We start from the raw sequence: 17558 nt of genomic DNA, 5'->3' as shown, positions 1-17558 counted from the left end.
CCGCTGAATGACATGGTGGACCGCTCCTTTTTTCGATCAGTTCGGCTTCACATGCGTCTTCTGTTGCTACGACGACCTCGAAGGTGGTTATCCACGAACTGCGCAATGCGGGCCTCGAGGTTCCAACAGACATGTCGGTCGTCGAACAGCTGGAGGGTAACCAGAGAGCTCCGCGCAACGAAATCCTTCCACACCAGCTGATCGTACGGAACAACGCCGCGAAACCGAAAACACCGTGAAGCACCGGCGTCAAACCTAAGAAGCTTACGTCTCAAATAACCCGCGTCGCCTGAGCTCCACCGACAGGCGCGCCATCAAGCCCGTGCGCGCATTTCCGCCGAAGCAGTGTCCTCAAGCCATATGTTTTCGAGCCATTGCTTGAAGGCGCTCACTTTTACCGAGCGAAGCCTCGATCGGAGATAGGTCAGGGTGTGGCAACGCAGGTTCGGCCCCGTCATCCCGAAAGGAAGAACGAGGTTACCCCTCTCGACGTCACGTTGAAGCAAACAATAGCTTTCCAGGCAGACGCCGCGTCCCTCCACGGTCGCCGCAACAGACATATAGGCGTCGCGGAAACGCGAGCCGCGGTTTAAGTCGATCGCCAAACCGTGGTCCTTTGCCCACTGCTGCCAGCTGTAGAGCGTCTGCTCGGATTTGATCAGGGTGTGACCGACAAGGTCCGAAGGCCTGCGGATCGGCTTCTCCCCGTTGGCTACGTCTGGCGAGCACGCCACGACGATCGTCTCCAGCGGGAACTCCTCGGTGGCGATTGATCCCAGACGCGGCACGCTGCCGTAGCAGATGTCCACATCGACCGAACCGTCCGTCAATTTTGCAGGGTCCGACGACGACAGAAGACGTATCTCGATCGACGGATATAGCTCTTCGAACTGCTGAAGACGCGGCATCAGCCACAGGGATGCTAGGCTTGGCGCACAGCCGACGCTGAGGACGTCGACGCTGTTGCGCCGCGAAATCTCGTCAGTGGCTTGCTCGATCATTGAAAGCGCTTCCGACAGGTCGCGATGATATCGCTCACCGATTTCGGTGAGCAATACGTTTCTTCCGATACGATGGAAGAGTTTTTCACCCAAGTCTTCTTCCATCAACCTGATCTGGTGACTGATCGCAGACGGCGTCAACTGCAGCTGGGTGGCCGCTTCAAGAAACGAGCCGCGCCTGCCGGCGGCGACGAACGACTGGATCGCACGGATTGATGGAAGGGTCGTCATTGTGACCCCGATCCGTCATCGTGCATTCTGATCGAACTACCTGTCATAGCGAAGCCACCTTGCGTGCCGTGCGCTGACCGAAATCCGACCGGATAATTTCTCCGGCGGCGATACGCTTGATGTCGCCGAGAACCTGCGAGAAATCGCCAAGGCTGGATGTACCGAAGCCCATGTAGACCTGCTTGAACAACTGGTAGAGCGTCTCGTAGCGCTCGCGCGTGGTGGGATCGGGTTCGTATTTTTTGAAGCCGACGCACATTGCCGCCTGGGCACTTTCGATCGATGTGTGGTCTTTTGACGAGAGAGACGCGAAGATTCCCGAGCCAAGGCCCGTGGGGACGCCATCCGGCACCAAGATCGGCTTACCGATGACATTCGCATAGATTTGGTTCAGGATTCCGTTCTTCTGCGGAATCCCTCCGCCGTTGATCACTCGGTTGACCGGGACTCCATGCTGCTCCATCCGCTCGAGGATGATGCGGGTATGGAACGCGGTTCCTTCGATCGCGGCGTACAGCTCGTCCTGGGCGGTGTGGCCGAGATGCCAGCCCAAAGTCATCCCACCAAGGTCGGACCGGACAAGCACTGTGCGGTCGCCGTTGTCCCACGGAAAGCGCATGAGGCCCGTCTTGCCGCCTTCGATTTTCTCAAGGCCCTCGGCGAGCTTCGAGACAGTCGTTCCTGCGCGGCGGGCCACGGCTTCGAACAGGTCGCCAGTGGCAGAGAGCCCAGCTTCGACGCCCACCAAATCCGGGTGTGCGCTTCCAGGGACGACGCCACATACGCCCGGGATGAGTTTGACGCGTTCGCTGACCGCGATGATACAGGTCGACGTGCCGATGACGTTGACGACGTCACCAAGTCGGCATCCAGCGCCGATCGCGTCCCAGTGAGCGTCGAAGGCACCTGTCGGAACAGGAATGCCTGCCGTCAGGCCCAAGCGCTCCGCCCAATAGGTACTCAGGCCACCAGCGATCGAAGAGGAGGTCTGATAGCTACCGCCGATCTTTTCCCTCACGCCGTCGAAGAGCGGATCGACACGGGACAGGAATGCCTGGGACGGAAGCCCGCCCCACTTTGGGTTCCACATCCACTTGTGACCCATAGCACAAACGCTGCGGACAATCCGACATGCGTCGGTGACGCCAGTCAAAACGGCCGCAGCCATATCGCAGTGCTCGACGGCAGTCCCAAAGCGTTCGCGTTTATCCGGATTGTGCCGTAGCCAATGAAGAAGCTTGGCAAAGCCCCACTCGTGCGAATAGGTCCCGCCGCACCATTCGATCGCTTCCAAGTGCATGCTGTGTGCCATGGCCGTGATTTCTTCGGCTTCCGCTTTGGCACGATGGTCACACCAAAGGTAGTAGTCGCTGAGCGGCTGCATGTTCCGGTCAACGGGCAAGACCGACGAGCCTGTCGTGTCTACCGCGATGGAGCGTACCAGCTTGGGATCGACTCCGCACTCGTCGGTGGCCCGCTTCATCGCCAGCACCAGCGCTTCCATGTGGTCGGCGTGCGACTGGGTTGCGAGATCGGGGTCGGAGCGGCGGCGCTCAAGCGGATATTCCGCCATGGCCATCCCAAGGGAACCCTTCTCAGAATCCGCCAGCGTCACACGGACGCTTAGGGTTCCAAAGTCAACACCTACTACAATCGACATGGTAATCCCTATTTAGAATCGTAAGGCTGGCCGTAAGTCGCCGACTGGCCGTGCTTGCGTTGATAGTGGCGATCGAGCAGAGCTGCGGAGATTTCCGGATCAGCCTGGTTAAGTTGGCGAGAGTGGAACGCGATTTTGGCGACTGCCTCGAGCATCTCAGCGTTGTGGACCGCGTCGGCAGCGTCCTTGCCCCAGCAGAAGGGGCCGTGATCGTTCACCAAGGCGGCCGGGATCGACAACGGACTGTTGTTGCCAAGAGCTTCGGCGATCACCTTCCCGGTGTTGCGGACGTAGTCGTCGCGGATTTCGTCATCACTCAGCTTGCGCGTGACCGGGATCGTGCCGTTGAAGTAGTCAGCGTGCGTCGTTCCCATTGCCGGAATTCCTTGCCCGGACTGAGCCCAGGCCGTCGCGAAAAAAGAGTGCGTGTGAACGACTGCGCCGATCGCCTTGAAACTCTTGTAGAGTTCCAGATGGGTGTCGAGATCGGACGACGGCCGCATTGTGCCGTCCACGATGGCTCCGTCGAGATCCGTCACCACGATGTCCGCGGCGGTCATGGCCTTGTAGGAAACGCCGCTCGGCTTGATGGCGACAACGCCCTGCTCGCGATCGATGGCGCTGACATTTCCGAAGGTCGAGATAACAAGACCGCTGTTGTAGAGTTCGAAGTTGGCGTCGAGGACTGCTTTGCGGAGTTCTGCGTATTTCATGGCGCTCTCCTCAAGCCTTCTGGCGACGGTTGAAACGGTCGGCCGCGACCGCGATCAGGATGATCGTGCCGATGACGACCTGATGCCAGAACGTGTTGACGTTGAGCAGGTTGAGGGCGTTACGAACGACTGCCATGAGGACCGCACCAATGACCGTGCCGAACAGCGTGGCTCTACCACCGGAGAGACCCGTACCGCCGATGACTACAGCTGCGATGACGTCCAGTTCGTAGCCTGTCCCTGCTTCTGGCATGGCTGCTTCAAGGCGCGAGGTTAGGAGGACGCCTGCGAAAGCCGACAAAATGCCTACCAGAACGTAGACCCCGATCTTCACTTTATCGGTCGGAATGCCGACAAGACGAGCCGCGTCAGGGTTGCTGCCGATCGAGAGAACGAAGCGACCGAAGCGGGTGTAATAGAGCATGTAGAATGCGATCGCGAAGACAATAGCGGTCAGGATCACCGGAACGGGAATGCCGCCGACGTAGCTCTGACCAATCATACGAAACGAGGGATCGGATGCCCCGACAATCGGAATTCCTTGCGTATAGACCATCACGATGCCACGGCTGATGACCATAATCGCCATCGTCGCGATGAAGTCAGTAATGCCGACCTTCGTGATTAGGATGCCATTCACAAAGCCGATGATCGCACCGACCGCGATGCCGCCAGCACAGGCTAGAGCGACTGGATAACCGAGAACGATCAGGTTGGCCGTCACAAGACCACTAAGAGCCAGCGTCGAGCCGACCGACAGATCGATACCGCGCATGCCGATGACGAAGGTCGCACCAAAGGCAATGACCGCGATCGGAACTGCTTGACGCAGGACGTCGGTGAGATTGCCGAAGGTGAAAAAGCGCGGAGCCGCGAAAGCGAGCCCGATCAGAAGAACGACGAAGGCGAGATAGACGCCTGCATTGCCGCTGTTGCGTGCGAACTTGAAGCCCGAGCGCGGGCGCGTAGCTGCGATATCAGCCATGGATTCCTCCCTGAGTAGGCTGGCCTTGAGGCGGCCGGACCGAATGAAGCGCGAGTGTTTCTTCTTTTGACGTCGCCGCATCGACGACGGTGGTGATCCGCCCTTCGAACATGACCGCGACGCGGTGACAAAGGCCGAGCAGTTCGGCGTTGTCGGCCGAAACCACGATGACGGCACAGCCTTCCTTGGCCGCCGCCTGGATAAGCGCGTAGACTTCCGCTTTGGCGCGAACATCAACTCCGCGCGTGGGCTCCTCAAGCATCAGCACCTTGGGCTGCGTGAGAAGCCACCGGGCGAGCATCACCTTCTGCTGGTTGCCACCTGAGAGCGATGTGATGTCGGCTGAAGGGCCGTCACATTTCACACCCAGCTTCGAAATGTAGCCCTTGGTGATGTCGCGCTCGCGGCTCGGCTTGAGTGTGACCTTGCCCAGGGTGCCAAGATTGGCGATCGAGAGGTTCCAGCCCACGGAGTGCTCCGGGAAGATGCCCTCGGTTTTGCGCTCCGCGGGCAGGAACGCGAAGTTCTGACGGATAGCGTCTGTCGCGTCGGAAATCCGCGCCCGCTTGCCGTCGATATGGATAGAGCCTGAATCGAAGGAGCGCTGCCCGAAGATGGCACGTAATACCGCGCTCTTCCCGGAGCCCTCGAGACCCGTGATACCAAAGATTTCCCCCTTGGCTACGGAGAAGGTGACGTCTTCGAAGACGCCCTTCTTCGTCAAACCGCGAACGTCCAACGAGGGCTCGGACCTTGCCGGGACGCGGGGAGGAAACTGTTTGGCCAGCGATCCACCGATCATCGCGCTGACAACCTTATCGACGTCGAGCTCGGATACAGGCAGATCGGCGACCGTGTTGCCGTCGCGCAGAACCATCACGCGGCTGACGATACCGAGAAGTTCCTGGATGCGGTGTGACACGTAGATGATGGCTTTGCCCGCCTGCTGAAGCTTCTTGATGATAGCGAACAACTGTTTGCGTTCGACCTCTTCAAGTGCCTCGGTGGGTTCATCCATGATGATGATGTCGGCATTGGTGCTGATCGCCTTGGCGATCTCAATCATCTGCCGATGAGACAAGCTGAGCTCGCGGACGGGTCGGTCAATGGGCACGTCGACGCCAAGTTCGCCTTTGAGAATGCGGGATGCAGCGGCGCGCATAGCCGAGTGATCAAGCGGCAACGCGCTTGAATTTCCACGGCGGAGCTCCCTGCCCGCGAAGATGTTTTCCGCAGCGTCGAAGTCCGGGAAAAGGCTGAGTTCCTGGTAAATGATCGCGATCCCAGCCTCGGAGCCGTCTTTGGGATTGTCGAGATCAACGACTCTACCGCGCATCGAAATCGTGCCCTCGTCGCGTGCATAAGCGCCCGACAAAATTTTCATCAGCGTACTCTTCCCGGCACCATTTTCACCGACCAAGCCAAGGACGTCGCCTGGATTGAGTACTAGGTCGATCCCACTAAGAGCCTTCATGTTCCCGAAGCGTTTTGTGATCCCCTTCATTTGCAGCAGCGGAGCGTTCGTCATCTAAGTCACCCTTTGCGATGGGCGGCCCCTCGCGAAGAGGAGCCGCGTACGTGTCACATCTTCTGCTGCGGAATGTAGACGTAGTCGCTCTGGTCGAACGTCTTGATGTTCTTGGCATCGTAGGTCTTGGGAGCGACGAAGATTTTCTTCGGCAACGGGTTGCCCTTCATGACGAACTCGTCGACCGCCCGGATGATGTTGCGGCCTTCTTCCTTGGCTCCAGTATCGACTGTCGCCGAGAAGTCGCCCGTCAGGATCGCGTCGTTGGCTTCCTTCATGTTCTCGTAACCGACGATCGCTACCTTGCCGTTCAGCCCCTTGGCCTTGAGAGCCTGGAGACCGCCGAGGGCCATTTCGTCATAGAGCGCGACCAGGACTTCGATGTCCGGGTTAGCCGTGAACATGTTTTCAGTTACCGATAGACCCTGGGCGCGAACCCAGCCGGCAGGCTGCTTGGCAACGATTTTGAAGTTCTGGTGCTTCTCGATGATCTCGTTGAAGCCCTTCATGCGCTGGCTGGTGTGCGGACCAGGCAGGCCTTCGAGGATGCCGACCTTCACTTCCTTGTCGCCGTAGGTGTCGACAAGCCACTGAGCCTGCGCGCGGCCGCCGTCGGACTGCTCGTAACCAATGTCGCTGACGTAGTACGGATTGTTGGCGACCGGAGAGTTGAACAGGAAGACCGGGATACCTGCCTCGGTGGCGCGGCGGATCGAAGGAAGCAAGGCACCTTCGTTGTACAGGGCGACGGCGATCGCATCGACGCCGTCATTGATCCAGGCTTCCATTGTTCTGATCTGGTCGTCCGTGGCAGATTGGCTGCTCGGAGCCTGGACAAGAAGCTGGATTGCGGCGTCACCACCACGCTTGTCGATTTCTTCCTTCACGCCAGCGAGAACGCGCTGGTAGTAGGTGTCCATCGCCGTGGGAAGGAAGCCGACCTTGAGCGGCCGGTTGTCCTTCTTGACGGGCTTCACTTCCTGCCCAGTCGGCTTGATGTCCTTGTCCATCAAGATGCCGGGAAAGACCTTCGAGTAGTCGGCCTGCTGCGCAAACACCGAGCTGAAGGAAAGCGTTGCGGTGACGGCGATTGCCGCACCGAGCATTAGCGTACGTCTGGATATTGTCACATTATCCTCCCTGGTTGTGACAAGACAACGGTCTCCCGTCCGCGGACACACGTCCGCGGAGGAACTCTGCAAATTGGAAGTCAAAGATTCGGGCTTAGAGCCCGGGAGCGATCGTAAAGACCGCACGTATCGGGTTAGCGCCGTAGTTCAGGCACTGGTACGTCGTGCCGCCCGGCAGGAAGAACGACTCCCCGTCACGGATGTGGAACGTCTCGTCGATATCGGCGAGGTAGAAAGTCGCAGGTCCCTGAAGGACGTAGAACACCGCGTCACCTTCGTGGCTGTCAGGTTCGCTCGCGCGCGGACCGACACCACCGACAGGGATCACCAGTTCGCCGAGGTGCATCCAGTCATTGCTGACCGCAAACTGGATCAGGACAGGATGGTCGGCACCCGAAACGATGTTCAGGCGGTCATTCTTGGAGACCTTGATAAGGTCGCCCTTGGCGCGGGCCTCAGCACCGTCGACAGGATACGCTCCGAGTTTATCGAGGCTCATCATGCTCTCCCTTCGTGCTTGTAGAGGCGGGTTGGACCGTCATAGGCAATCGGAGGACCGCTTTCGTCCCAGATGCGCGGCGCGATGCAGAACAAAATGACCGCGGGCTTGTCGCTGAAGTTATAGCCTCGGTGCCAAGCGCCCTTGGGGATCAGCACGGCGTCGCCCTCGATGAGTTCCTCGGTCTGACCCGTGGCCGGGTTCAAGAGATGAACGGTGCCTTCCAGCACGTAGTACACTTCGTCCCCGGCATGAATGTCGGCCGGATCGAAGTTGCTGCCCGGGGCGAGCTGGTATATGCCTGTCGTCTGCTGATCCGTGCTGCAAAGCAGGTAGTTCAGATCGCTCGAATAAGGCTTTGTGCCCGTATAGATAAACATTTTGTACGCGTCGCGCGTCAGATGGGCTGGCTTTTTCTCGCTTGGCGGACGCGGGAAATTACCGAAGTAGGCTGGTAGTTTTGACATTTCGATACCTTAGGTCCGGAGTTCGGCAAGTAGCGACTTGAGGAGCCGCCAGGTTGAATCCACGGTCGTGTGGTTGAGGCGCTCGCGGGTCGTGTGGACGTCGAACGCTTCCGGTCCGATGGACAGCATGTCGATATCCGGCACCTTCTTGCGAAAGAGACCGAGTTCGAGGCTAGAATGGGAGACCTCGACGTGCGGCTGTTCGCCGAACTCGCGCTCATATGCAGCCTTGGCGGCGTTGAGCATGCGGGAGTCCGGGTTGTACGGCCATTCCGGGCAATCCGCGAAGGTCTCAACCGTCGCGCCGTTGCCGATGAGCTCCGACAGCTGGCGGATTTTGTCGACGATGTTGTAACGACGCGAGCTGACAGCGCTCGGGATCGTGTTGACGATCTCGACTTCGTTACGGTCGTTCGAAAGCAACGCGACGGTGTTCGAGCTTTCGACGAGACCTTCGACCTGAAGGCTCTTGCTCTGGACGCCGTTCGGAAGCAAGTTCATGGCGTCAACCATGGCGCGAGCGGCCTGAGCCGAAAACACCTCGGTGAACTGCGTCTGCGTTTCGTTCAAGCCAACCTTGAGATTCGGATCGCTGGTCTTGTATTCGAAAACAATGGCAGCGCCTTCGGCTTCGATCTTCTGCTTGAGCTCGGCGACCTTAGAGGCGTCGACCGAGATGATGGCTTCGGCCTCGCCCGGAATGACGTAGCGGTTCACGCCACCGTTCACTTCGGCGACGCTTGCGCCGGCTTCGCGGATCGCGACACGGAGGAGACGACCCAACTGCACGATCGCGTTGGCGCGCTCAAGGTGGATGTCGAATTCCGAGTGCCCACTGCTCAGGCCGGAGACGCGCAACGAAAAAGCGGTCTGCCCGGAAGCGCGTGACTCCCACTTGAGCGGAATCTTGAAACGAGCAGAGATATCACCGGCGCAGCCCGCAAAAAGGGACTTGGGATCGTGCCAATTCATGTCGAGCAGGCGCTTGCCGCTGAGCTTGTCACCGGCGAAATGCTGGGCACCCCCCTTGCCGACTTCTTCCTGCACTGTCAGTACGACTTCGAGCGGCGGGTGAGCGATATCGTCCGACGCGAGCAGCGACATCGCGAAAGCTACGCCGACGGTGTTGTCCGCGCCGAGCGTGGTGCCCGTGCCATGAATGAAATCGCCGATGACCTGAAGCTTGATGCCTTCGTTCTTGAAGTCATGCTCGACGCCTTCGTCGCTTTCACAGACGATGTCAGTGTGGCCGTGCAAGATCAGTGTAGGCGCGTTTTCGTAGCCAGGGGTACCCGGCTTCTTGATGAGCAAATTGAAGATATCGTCCTGATAGACTTCAAAACCACGAGAGCGAGCGAAATTGGCGATATGATCGCTGACTTGCTTCTCGTTATACGAACCGCGCGGGATCGCGCTTAGTTCTTCAAAAAAACCAAAGAAAATTGTTGGTTCCAGGCCTGCAAGTACAGAATTGGTGGGTCTGTCGACAGTCTTTCCGGCAGGGACACTCATTCAGTCCTCCTCCTAATCCAAATCAGCGCAATACTCACCTGTTCGCCGAAACCCAGTCTCGGCGATTGCGTAAAACCGTATTGCCTCATTTCTTACGCACTAAGGCGATCTTGGCTCAGATGCCCTCCACGGCATGAAACATCTTAGTTCCGAGCGAGCATTTCAAACGCATTATTCAGCGAAATAGGTGAGAAACTTTCACCTGAATGCGAATACGCATAATATAACGTATACTTTAATGTATCCACGTACGTCAAGCTCACCAACTATTTGGTCTTGGGCTTGGAACGCGCTTACTGGCATCGTCCTCCACTTTCAGTTGAGTGCTAACTTAGGATAACGACTGCTCGAAAGAACTTTTTCGCGTTCTTTGCGGCCTAGATTTAAGCTATTAAAAAACTGTTTTAATTGAATTTCTTCATATTCATTCGCGCCGTCTTAGTCGTTTTAATAGCGGTGGCGCATCCTCCCGCCATTCCGTGCATAATGCGATCCCAGAAGGGTTATTGACAAACTCTCGACGCAACCAATACCGTATGCACTAACACATGCATTGCTGCATGCGCCTCTAACCTCGGGAGGGAGTGGCAATTCTCGAGAACGGGCCACATCGCTGCTCGCTGGAGCTTTCGCTGCACGTCGTCGGTGTTCTTACGGCGATCCTGTCATCCGCGGAAACAGGTTCGTTCGAGCGGCGAACCTGCATCGCTGTTTTTAATTGCTATCACGAGGAGCACCGAACATGCGCCCCAAAAACCCGCGACGTCTTAACCACGGACAGGTTTCGCAACTCGTTGTCTCGTCGCGTGACGGACGTGATATCGAGGTTGTTTACGAGACCACCGATCTGATTGAGGCTCCAAACTGGACGCCGGACGGGAAATGGCTGGTCTATAATGGTGACGGACGGCTTTTCAAAATCTCGCCGGACGGCGAGGTCGGACCTTCGCGCGTCAATACCTCCCCGATCGAAGACCTCAACAACGACCATGTGCTCTCTCCCGATGGCGGCTCGGCGTTCATCAGTGCGAACGATGGCCACCTCTACAAGGTTTCGATCGACGGCGGCGTACCCACCCGAGTTTCGAACGAACAAGACCCTGCCCGGAAGTTCCGCTACTACCTCCACGGCATCTCGCCTGACGGCAAAATGCTGGCTTATGTAGGATGGGAAAACGGGGGCGGCAAAGTGGAGACCCGTATTTTCACTATTCCTTCCGATGGCGGAACCGATGTCCAGTTGACGGACGGAAGCTGCCCGGTAGACGGCCCAGAATACACAGCAGACGGCACGTGGATATACTTCAACTCCGAGGCAGCGGCGACCGTGCCCGGTCACGCACAGATTTTCCGAATGCGCCCCGACGGATCGGATGTTCAACAGCTCACCTCGGACAACCGCGTTAACTGGTTTCCGCACCCTTCACCCGACGGCTCGTTGGTCGCTTACGTCTCGTTCCCGCCAGGAACCATCGGTCATCCTGCTGACAAGGAGGTCATCATCCGGATCATGAACCTAGACGGAAGCGAAATCCGGGAAATCGATTTCTTCAACGGTGGACAAGGAACTATGAACGTCGCCTCATGGTCGCCGGATTCGCGCTTCTTCTCCTACGTCCGCTACCCCAAACCTGAACACCCCGCAGCCCACTAAGCGTAAACATTTTGCCGATTGGAGAAAATAGTGACCTCGTACACACCAACCTTGCCTACGATCGCGAAAGAACGCGAAGCGCTTCAGCTCGATAATTTCGACTACGAGTTTGCCTGGAACCTCGGATCGAAGATCAGGGCAAAAGCGGTAGCGGGCAATCTGCCAGTCGCCATCGAAATTCGTCATGGGACAGATGTCATCTTCTCTACTCTGGTCGGCAATGCGACGATCGACAACTTCGACTGGGCTCGCCGCAAGGGCGCTGTAGCTCACCGATTCCACAAAAGCTCGCTAGAAGCCCGGCTCGACGCACAGGAAAACGAGTACGACTTCAACGCGCGCTTCCGAATTCCCGCTGCCGACTACGTCGCCAGCGGCGGTGGGTTCCCACTTGTCATGCGCGGTGGCCTGCTAATCGGCACCGTCGCAGTGAGTGGCTTGCCGGATGTCGAAGACCATCGGTTGGTTGTCGAGGCGCTCAAGGAAATGACTGCCTCATCCCCCACTCAGACCACCAAGCCGTCCGGTAATTCTGACGACTTCCGCTACTGACTGGGCTTTGATCCTCTCTAATTGCGACTGCCACTAGATCATTTTTTGGCAGTCATTTCGCTGCATTCGATGCTCAATAAGGTCTTGCTATGAAAACTATCAAAGTCGCTGGCCTGTTTCTCGGGCAGTTGGCGGGCCACGTCCCGCCGTTCAACCCGTGGGTTTCGATTACCAACTGGGCAGCCGATATCGGCTACAAGGTTATACAGGTTCACATGGACGGGCCAGCTGATCGACCTCAAGAAGGCGGATTCCTCAAGGCCAAGGGGTCGGAAATGCTGGAAAAGCACATGCTTTCGTGCAGCCGCGTCGCCCAACAACGGATTCAAAGTCCATGTCTACGACACCATTGTCTGTCTGGGGCAGGCTGATCCGCACTATCTTTGGTTCAAAATATTTGGCGAGCCAAAACGCCTGAATCACCCGCAACTGTGCAAGCTTTGACCCAGCCGCCGCCCGCTTCCAACGCATCCCGTCCGGCCAACCTGAGGCTATCTCACAGCTTTCGAGACGATCTACTCAGCAGCCGCTCGTGCCATTAACGCCCACAAGGCGGCGAACGCGGTCGATGAGAAAGTAGAGAAATTCTATCCGACGGTCGATGACGGTATGAGGGGCGTGGCCTTTGGAGACACGCGTGAGGTCGTCCGAGGGAAATGGCGCTTGGGTCGCACCTGCGGGCCTCAGGCGTTTCCCGTCGGCGCATCGTCAGCGGGACCAATCGTGGGGAGACGCGCTATCTATTTCGTTGTCGCTCGACAACCGATGCAGGTAGCCCAAACGGCATCTCCTCCCCCGATGAAAAGAAACAACTGACGTTCTCACAACTTTCGATCGGCTATTTCTCGCATTCTCCTCATAATTTCAGTTCGGCCCACTTGCGTACACGAGAGTTCGATGCGGCGATCTGCCGATTGACTCTCTCCACAAATCCGTTAATGTATACGTTATTGCATTCGTATTTGCCGGCAACATTGGGAGGAACCACAATGCCGTTGAACATGCGTAAGCCACTCCGAAGCCTAGCTATCGTAGCCGCGTTGGCGATGAGTGCGTCCTATGCGCCCAGCGCATTCGCAATTGACGTCGACCAGCAGATCAAAGACATCGAAAGCCATCCGGCAGACGGCCCCAACGGCGAAAAGGCCGTTCTTGCAAGCGACCTCAAGCTCTCTCCTGAAGAAATTGAGAAAATCAAGGCTAAGAAGGCCAAGGCCGCCATTGTGATGCACTACACCGCGTCTGATTGGGCCAAGGCGCAGATGGCCGGGCAGAAGAAGGCTCTCGAAGAACTTGGCATCCAGATCGTCGCGACGACTGACGCAGGCTACCGCGCCGAACAGCAGGTTTCCGACATTGAGAGCGTCATGGCGCTCAAGCCAGACGTTATGATCACGGTCCCGGCCGAGCAGTCGGCGACGGCTGCCGCATACAAGAGGGCAGCTGCTGCCGGTGTCAAGATCATCTTCCTCGACCAGACGGGCGCGGGAATGAAGGCCGGCAAGGACTATGTCAGCTTGGTGTCGTCGGACAACCGCGGCATGGGTAAAGTAGCTGCTCTCCTGATGGCGAAGTCACTGAACGGTAAGGGCGAAATCGCCCTCATCCCACACGCTTCCGACCTCTTCGCGACGAAGGAACGTGTCGTTGGCTTCAAGGAAGCCATAAAAGACTACCCGGACATCAAGATAGTCCAGGAAACGGGCGTCGGTGGTCCTGACTTTTCCAGTGAATCCGAACGCGTCGCCTCAGCCATGCTTACCGCTCATCCGAACCTCAACGGCATCTGGGCTGTCTGGGACGTTCCGACCGAAGGCGTCCTTGCCGCTGCTCGCGCAGCCGGCGCTTCCAAGGACCTGGTCATCACGACCTGCGACCTTGGCGTGAACATCTCGCTGGACATGGCCAAGAAGGGCTACGTCCAAGGTACGGGTTCGCAACGTCCGTATGGCGCAGGCTACGCTGAAGGCATCCTCGCCGGTTATGCGTTGCTCGGCAAGGACGCACCTCCATACGTCGTTCTCCCTGCCCTCGCCGTCACTCGCGACAACCTTATCGAGGCATGGCCCCAGTCAAACGGCGACCAGCCTCCGAAGCTCCTGACCGACGCAATGAAGTAACGACGCCCTGGGGAGTGGCACTGCCACTCCCCCTTTCGAAAGCGGCGGATGAGATCATGAATACACATCTAAACTCGGATAATGTCGCCGCCGTGAGGATGAGCGACGTCAAGAAATCTTTTGGCGGTATACACGCACTCCGTGGCGTCAGCCTGACGATCCAGCCGGGTACTATCCACGCGCTGGTCGGCGAAAACGGGGCTGGAAAGTCCACCCTCCTCAAAATTCTCCAAGGCGTGTTGAGCCCTACAGAAGGTACTATCGAGGTGTTCGGCGAACGCATGATGGAGAACTCTCCGGAGAACTCCCGCCGACTTGGGATTGAGATGACCTTCCAGGACCTCAGTCTGATACCGTCATTATCGGTCGCCCAGAATATATTTCTGAACCGCGAACCGCGCCGGATGTCTTTGCTGGTGGACGAGCGCCGTGAAATCGCCTTGGCCGCCGACATTATAGGCCAGCTTAATCTTCAGGTGGACCCTCGTACGCCAGTTTCGGAACTCAGCCCCGGTCAGGCGCAGCTGACGGAAATTGCTAAGGCGATTCACCAGAAAGCCCGCGTCCTAATCCTCGATGAGCCGACCTCGTCTCTCAGCGCGCAGGAAGCGGATACCCTCTTCGGAATGCTGCGCAAGCTGACCGCCGCAGGAACCGCCGTCGTCTATGTTTCGCATCGCATGACTGAAATCATGACGATCGCCGACGAGATCACGATCCTGCGCGACGGTCAGAACGTGACCTCCGGCAAGACGCCCGATTTCACGCTCGATTCCATCGTACGGAACATGGTTGGAAAGCGCGTTACCGGATTTCAATACCAAGCTCGTCCCATCAATCGCTCGGGGGCACCAGCTCTCAAAGTTCGCGACCTATCAGGTCCATCCGGCAAGCCGGCGCATGTTAGCTTCGAAGTGCACAGGGGCGAGATCGTCGGCATCGCGGGCTTGATGGGTGCAGGACGTAGTGAGCTTGCCCGCCTTCTCTTCGGCGTCGAACGGCCCAGGGCCGGATCGATCGAACTCGACGGCAAGCCTTTAGAGTTTCGCTCTCCTGCCGACGCCATCAAGGCAGGTATCGTGCTCGTGCCAGAAAGCCGTCACGACGAAGGTCTCATCGTTGAACACAGTGTCGGGCACAACCTCGGCCTCCCTCAAGTCGATCAGATGGTTCGCGGCCCGTTCATCGATCCTGGACGGGAAAGCTCACTCAACGCCGACCTTATTTCGCGTCTCCGCATCAAGACACCGAATGCCGAAAACAAGGTCCGAAACCTTTCAGGTGGCAACCAGCAGAAGATCGTCATCGCGAAATGGCTCGCAACCGATCCGTCGGTTGTTATCCTCGACGAGCCGACTGCTGGTGTCGACATCGGCTCGAAAGCAGAAATCGTAGAATTGATCCGCAGCGTCGCGTCATCCGGCAAGTCCGTGATCGTGATTTCGTCCGAACCTGCCGAACTCCTGGCTACGAGCGATCGCATCCTCGTTATGAGCAACGGCAAACTCGCTCGTGAAATCGAGCGCGACGAAATCGAAGGCTGGGCCGAAAACGCCGGCGACGAAACCCAATCTCCGCTGATCCGCAGGGAACTCGGCCTGCAGGTGGCGATACAGAAAGTAAGCAAAAATGTCCACTGAAATCAAGGCGTTGAACGCTAAACCGGAATCAGAAATTCAACGCCGATCCTGGCGCAGCAACTGGCGCGACTACGTTGTCTATATCGGCTTCGTCGTCATCTTCATCGTATTCGCCATCCTTCTCCAGGACCGCGGTTTCCTTTCATCAAACAATCTGCTGAACATCCTCAGACAGACGGCTATCGTTGCGATCGTGGCCATGGCCATGTCGTTCGTCCTCTCGGCGGGTGAAATCGACCTCTCCGTTGGCGCGATCGCGGGTCTCTCCTCGGTAGTCGCAGGCATAGCCCTTATGCAGTACGGGTTGGTCCCCGGCATTTTGGCGGGCCTGGCGCTCGGCCTTCTGGTTGGCGCGATCAACGGCACCCTTACCTCCTATCTCAACATTCCGTCGTTTCTCGTGACGCTAGGGATGATGGGGATCGCACGCGGCGTCGGGATGTGGGTCAGCGGAACTTCCCCGGTCCCGATTGTCGACGAGACCTTCGTCTTTGTCTTCGGCTCCGGCAACATCGGTCCTGTCCCGGTGCTCGTCATCTGGGTCGCTGTACTCGGCACCTTGGCACACGTGGCGCTGCGCAAGACCCCTTTCGGCCGGAAGGTCATGTCGGCAGGCGGCAATTCGGTGGCAGCTCGTTACAGCGGCATCAATGTCCGCAAGATCAAGTTCCAGGTCCTTCTTCTGACGGGCGTTGCGGCTTCGATTGCCGGCATGCTTTACGCGGGCCGTCTTCAGTCCGGCCGCTTTCAGCTTGGCGAAGGTGACGAACTCTCGGTTATCGCGGCAGTCGTTCTCGGCGGCACCAGTCTTTTCGGCGGCCGCGGAACAGTCATAGGTTCTATCGTCGGCGCGCTTTTGATCGGCGTCATCAACAACGGCCTGATCCTTGGCGGCCTTGACTACAGCCAGCAGCTGATCGCCCGCGGTCTGCTCATCATACTCGCGGTCGCGCTCGGTCGCAGTCGCTAATAACAAGCATTTTTCAGGAGGTATTATACAATGAGAGTTCTCGTAACTGGCGGTAGCGGAAAACTAGGTCGAGCCACCATCAAACACCTGCTTGAAACGGGCCACGACGTCATCAACGCAGATACCGTTGCCCCGCAGGAAAGCCTCTGCCCTTTCATCAAGGTGGACTTCGAAGACATGCGCGCGACCGTCGAGGCAATCAGCGGCTTCGACTGGGACCATAACCGCAAGACCGAGGCAGTCGTACATCTCGCAGCCGTCCCGATGCCGGGCCGCGTCGCACCGGCGGAAGTCTTCCGCGTGAACACCATCTCCACGTTCAACGTCTTTGAATCCTGCCGTCTCCTTGGCATCAAAAACATCGTGTGGGCATCGAGCGAGACCCTCCTCGGCATTCCGTACGAGATTAAGCCGGACTACTTCCCGGCCGACGAGGAATTCGAGTCCCGTCCGGAGACGTCATATTCGCTTTCCAAGCACCTCGGCGAAGAAATGGCCAAGCAGTACTGCCGCTGGGACAGCGAACTGAAGCTGGTGTGCCTGCGCTTCTCGAACGTCATGGAGGAATGCGAATACGCTGATTTTCCGGATTTCGAGAAGAATCCGGGCAGCCGTCGCTTCAACCTCTGGACCTACATCGACGCACGTGATGGCGCGCAGGCGATCCGCCGCTCCCTCGAATGGAACGGCAAGGGCGCGGAGGTTTTCGTCATTGCAAACGAAGATGGCGTCATGACTACCTCAAACGAAGAACTGGTTGCGAAATGGTACCCGGACGTCCCCTTCAAAAAGCAAATGAGGGAGAACGAAACACTGCTTTCGATCGACAAGGCCAAGCGGGTTCTTGGCTACAAGCCGGAACACAGCTGGCGGAAATACGCGCGCACCTAAGAGAG

The 17558-nt window shown here is 57.8% G+C and carries 15 protein-coding genes and 2 pseudogenes; 8 read left to right on the top strand and 9 right to left on the bottom strand.

All coding sequences use genetic code 11. The features are described from left to right. Positions 1-314 precede the first annotated feature (314 nt). From AGR7B_RS25010 to AGR7B_RS24970, 9 genes are all read right to left on the bottom strand, one after another. On the bottom strand, positions 315-1232 hold the full coding sequence (locus AGR7B_RS25010) for a LysR substrate-binding domain-containing protein (RefSeq protein ID WP_080858414.1): 918 nt from the start codon (positions 1230-1232) through the stop codon (positions 315-317). A 43-nt stretch (positions 1233-1275) separates the two neighbouring features. Then, positions 1276-2892: a ribulokinase gene (locus AGR7B_RS25005; protein WP_080858413.1), complete on the bottom strand. Its 1617-nt coding sequence runs from the start codon at positions 2890-2892 to the stop codon at positions 1276-1278. An 8-nt stretch (positions 2893-2900) separates the two neighbouring features. Continuing rightward, entirely contained in the window at positions 2901-3605 is a 705-nt protein-coding gene (araD, locus tag AGR7B_RS25000) for an L-ribulose-5-phosphate 4-epimerase AraD (protein ID WP_080858412.1), read from the bottom strand. A gap of 10 nt (positions 3606-3615) precedes the next feature. Then, positions 3616-4590, bottom strand: a complete 975-nt coding sequence (locus AGR7B_RS24995; RefSeq protein WP_080858411.1) for an ABC transporter permease — start codon at positions 4588-4590, stop codon at positions 3616-3618. Further along, positions 4583-6118, bottom strand: coding sequence for a sugar ABC transporter ATP-binding protein (locus AGR7B_RS24990; RefSeq protein ID WP_080858410.1), 1536 nt, complete (start codon positions 6116-6118; stop codon positions 4583-4585). Before AGR7B_RS24990 ends, AGR7B_RS24995 begins: the two co-directional genes overlap by 8 nt. 53 nt (positions 6119-6171) lie before the next feature. Further along, complete coding sequence (locus tag AGR7B_RS24985; RefSeq protein WP_080858409.1) at positions 6172-7248, bottom strand: sugar ABC transporter substrate-binding protein; 1077 nt, start codon at positions 7246-7248, stop codon at positions 6172-6174. 94 nt (positions 7249-7342) lie between these two features. Continuing rightward, a complete protein-coding gene (locus AGR7B_RS24980; protein WP_080858408.1) occupies positions 7343-7747 on the bottom strand; it encodes a cupin domain-containing protein in 405 nt (134 codons plus the stop codon). Further along, positions 7747-8214, bottom strand: a complete 468-nt coding sequence (locus tag AGR7B_RS24975) for a cupin domain-containing protein (RefSeq protein WP_080858407.1) — start codon at positions 8212-8214, stop codon at positions 7747-7749. Before AGR7B_RS24975 ends, AGR7B_RS24980 begins: the two co-directional genes overlap by 1 nt. A 9-nt stretch (positions 8215-8223) precedes the next feature. Beyond that, positions 8224-9726 carry an aminoacyl-histidine dipeptidase gene (locus tag AGR7B_RS24970; protein ID WP_080858406.1) on the bottom strand — a complete coding sequence of 501 codons (1503 nt, stop codon included), beginning with the start codon at positions 9724-9726 and terminating at the stop codon, positions 8224-8226. Between the two features lie 742 nt (positions 9727-10468). Between AGR7B_RS24970 and AGR7B_RS24965 the strand changes: the two genes are divergently transcribed. From AGR7B_RS24965 to AGR7B_RS24940, 8 genes and pseudogenes are all read left to right on the top strand, one after another. Further along, positions 10469-11380, top strand: coding sequence for a TolB family protein (locus tag AGR7B_RS24965; protein WP_080858405.1), 912 nt, complete (start codon positions 10469-10471; stop codon positions 11378-11380). A gap of 30 nt (positions 11381-11410) precedes the next feature. Beyond that, positions 11411-11932 carry a heme-degrading domain-containing protein gene (locus tag AGR7B_RS24960; RefSeq protein WP_080858404.1) on the top strand — a complete coding sequence of 174 codons (522 nt, stop codon included), beginning with the start codon at positions 11411-11413 and terminating at the stop codon, positions 11930-11932. A gap of 89 nt (positions 11933-12021) precedes the next feature. Then, positions 12022-12193 (top strand): annotated as a pseudogene (locus AGR7B_RS25765) (sugar phosphate isomerase/epimerase); the annotation flags it as partial. Continuing rightward, positions 12190-12602, top strand: a pseudogene (locus tag AGR7B_RS26515) (gfo/Idh/MocA family oxidoreductase); the annotation flags it as partial. The pseudogenes AGR7B_RS25765 and AGR7B_RS26515, both read left to right, overlap by 4 nt. Then, positions 12589-14052, top strand: a complete 1464-nt coding sequence (locus tag AGR7B_RS24955; RefSeq protein WP_245317771.1) for a substrate-binding domain-containing protein — start codon at positions 12589-12591, stop codon at positions 14050-14052. The pseudogene AGR7B_RS26515 and the gene AGR7B_RS24955, both read left to right, overlap by 14 nt. 56 nt (positions 14053-14108) lie before the next feature. Next, complete coding sequence (locus tag AGR7B_RS24950) at positions 14109-15692, top strand: sugar ABC transporter ATP-binding protein (RefSeq protein WP_080858402.1); 1584 nt, start codon at positions 14109-14111, stop codon at positions 15690-15692. After that, the gene (locus AGR7B_RS24945; protein ID WP_080858401.1) at positions 15682-16662 is read left to right on the top strand and encodes an ABC transporter permease; all 981 of its coding nucleotides are present in this window, start codon (positions 15682-15684) and stop codon (positions 16660-16662) included. Before AGR7B_RS24950 ends, AGR7B_RS24945 begins: the two co-directional genes overlap by 11 nt. Before the next feature lie 30 nt (positions 16663-16692). Then, entirely contained in the window at positions 16693-17553 is an 861-nt protein-coding gene (locus AGR7B_RS24940; RefSeq protein WP_080858400.1) for an NAD-dependent epimerase/dehydratase family protein, read from the top strand. Positions 17554-17558: the final 5 nt, after the last annotated feature.

Source organism: Agrobacterium deltaense RV3, from assembly GCF_900013505.1.
GTDB classification, from domain to species: domain Bacteria; phylum Pseudomonadota; class Alphaproteobacteria; order Rhizobiales; family Rhizobiaceae; genus Agrobacterium; species Agrobacterium leguminum.
The sequence above is the reverse complement of the archived record's forward strand: the minus strand, read 5'-3'. Positions and strand labels throughout refer to the sequence as shown.

Coding starts and splice junctions, on each gene's coding strand:
- AGR7B_RS24970 (WP_080858406.1), bottom strand. CDS start 9,726: ATGAGTGTCCCTGCCGGAAAGACTGTCGACAGACCCACCAATTCTGTA.
- AGR7B_RS24965 (WP_080858405.1), top strand. CDS start 10,469: ATGCGCCCCAAAAACCCGCGACGTCTTAACCACGGACAGGTTTCGCAA.
- AGR7B_RS25010 (WP_080858414.1), bottom strand. CDS start 1,232: ATGACGACCCTTCCATCAATCCGTGCGATCCAGTCGTTCGTCGCCGCC.
- AGR7B_RS25005 (WP_080858413.1), bottom strand. CDS start 2,892: ATGTCGATTGTAGTAGGTGTTGACTTTGGAACCCTAAGCGTCCGTGTG.
- AGR7B_RS24990 (WP_080858410.1), bottom strand. CDS start 6,118: ATGACGAACGCTCCGCTGCTGCAAATGAAGGGGATCACAAAACGCTTC.
- AGR7B_RS24940 (WP_080858400.1), top strand. CDS start 16,693: ATGAGAGTTCTCGTAACTGGCGGTAGCGGAAAACTAGGTCGAGCCACC.
- AGR7B_RS24975 (WP_080858407.1), bottom strand. CDS start 8,214: ATGTCAAAACTACCAGCCTACTTCGGTAATTTCCCGCGTCCGCCAAGC.
- AGR7B_RS24980 (WP_080858408.1), bottom strand. CDS start 7,747: ATGAGCCTCGATAAACTCGGAGCGTATCCTGTCGACGGTGCTGAGGCC.
- AGR7B_RS24950 (WP_080858402.1), top strand. CDS start 14,109: ATGAATACACATCTAAACTCGGATAATGTCGCCGCCGTGAGGATGAGC.
- AGR7B_RS24995 (WP_080858411.1), bottom strand. CDS start 4,590: ATGGCTGATATCGCAGCTACGCGCCCGCGCTCGGGCTTCAAGTTCGCA.
- araD (WP_080858412.1), bottom strand. CDS start 3,605: ATGAAATACGCAGAACTCCGCAAAGCAGTCCTCGACGCCAACTTCGAA.
- AGR7B_RS24955 (WP_245317771.1), top strand. CDS start 12,589: ATGGCGCTTGGGTCGCACCTGCGGGCCTCAGGCGTTTCCCGTCGGCGC.
- AGR7B_RS24945 (WP_080858401.1), top strand. CDS start 15,682: ATGTCCACTGAAATCAAGGCGTTGAACGCTAAACCGGAATCAGAAATT.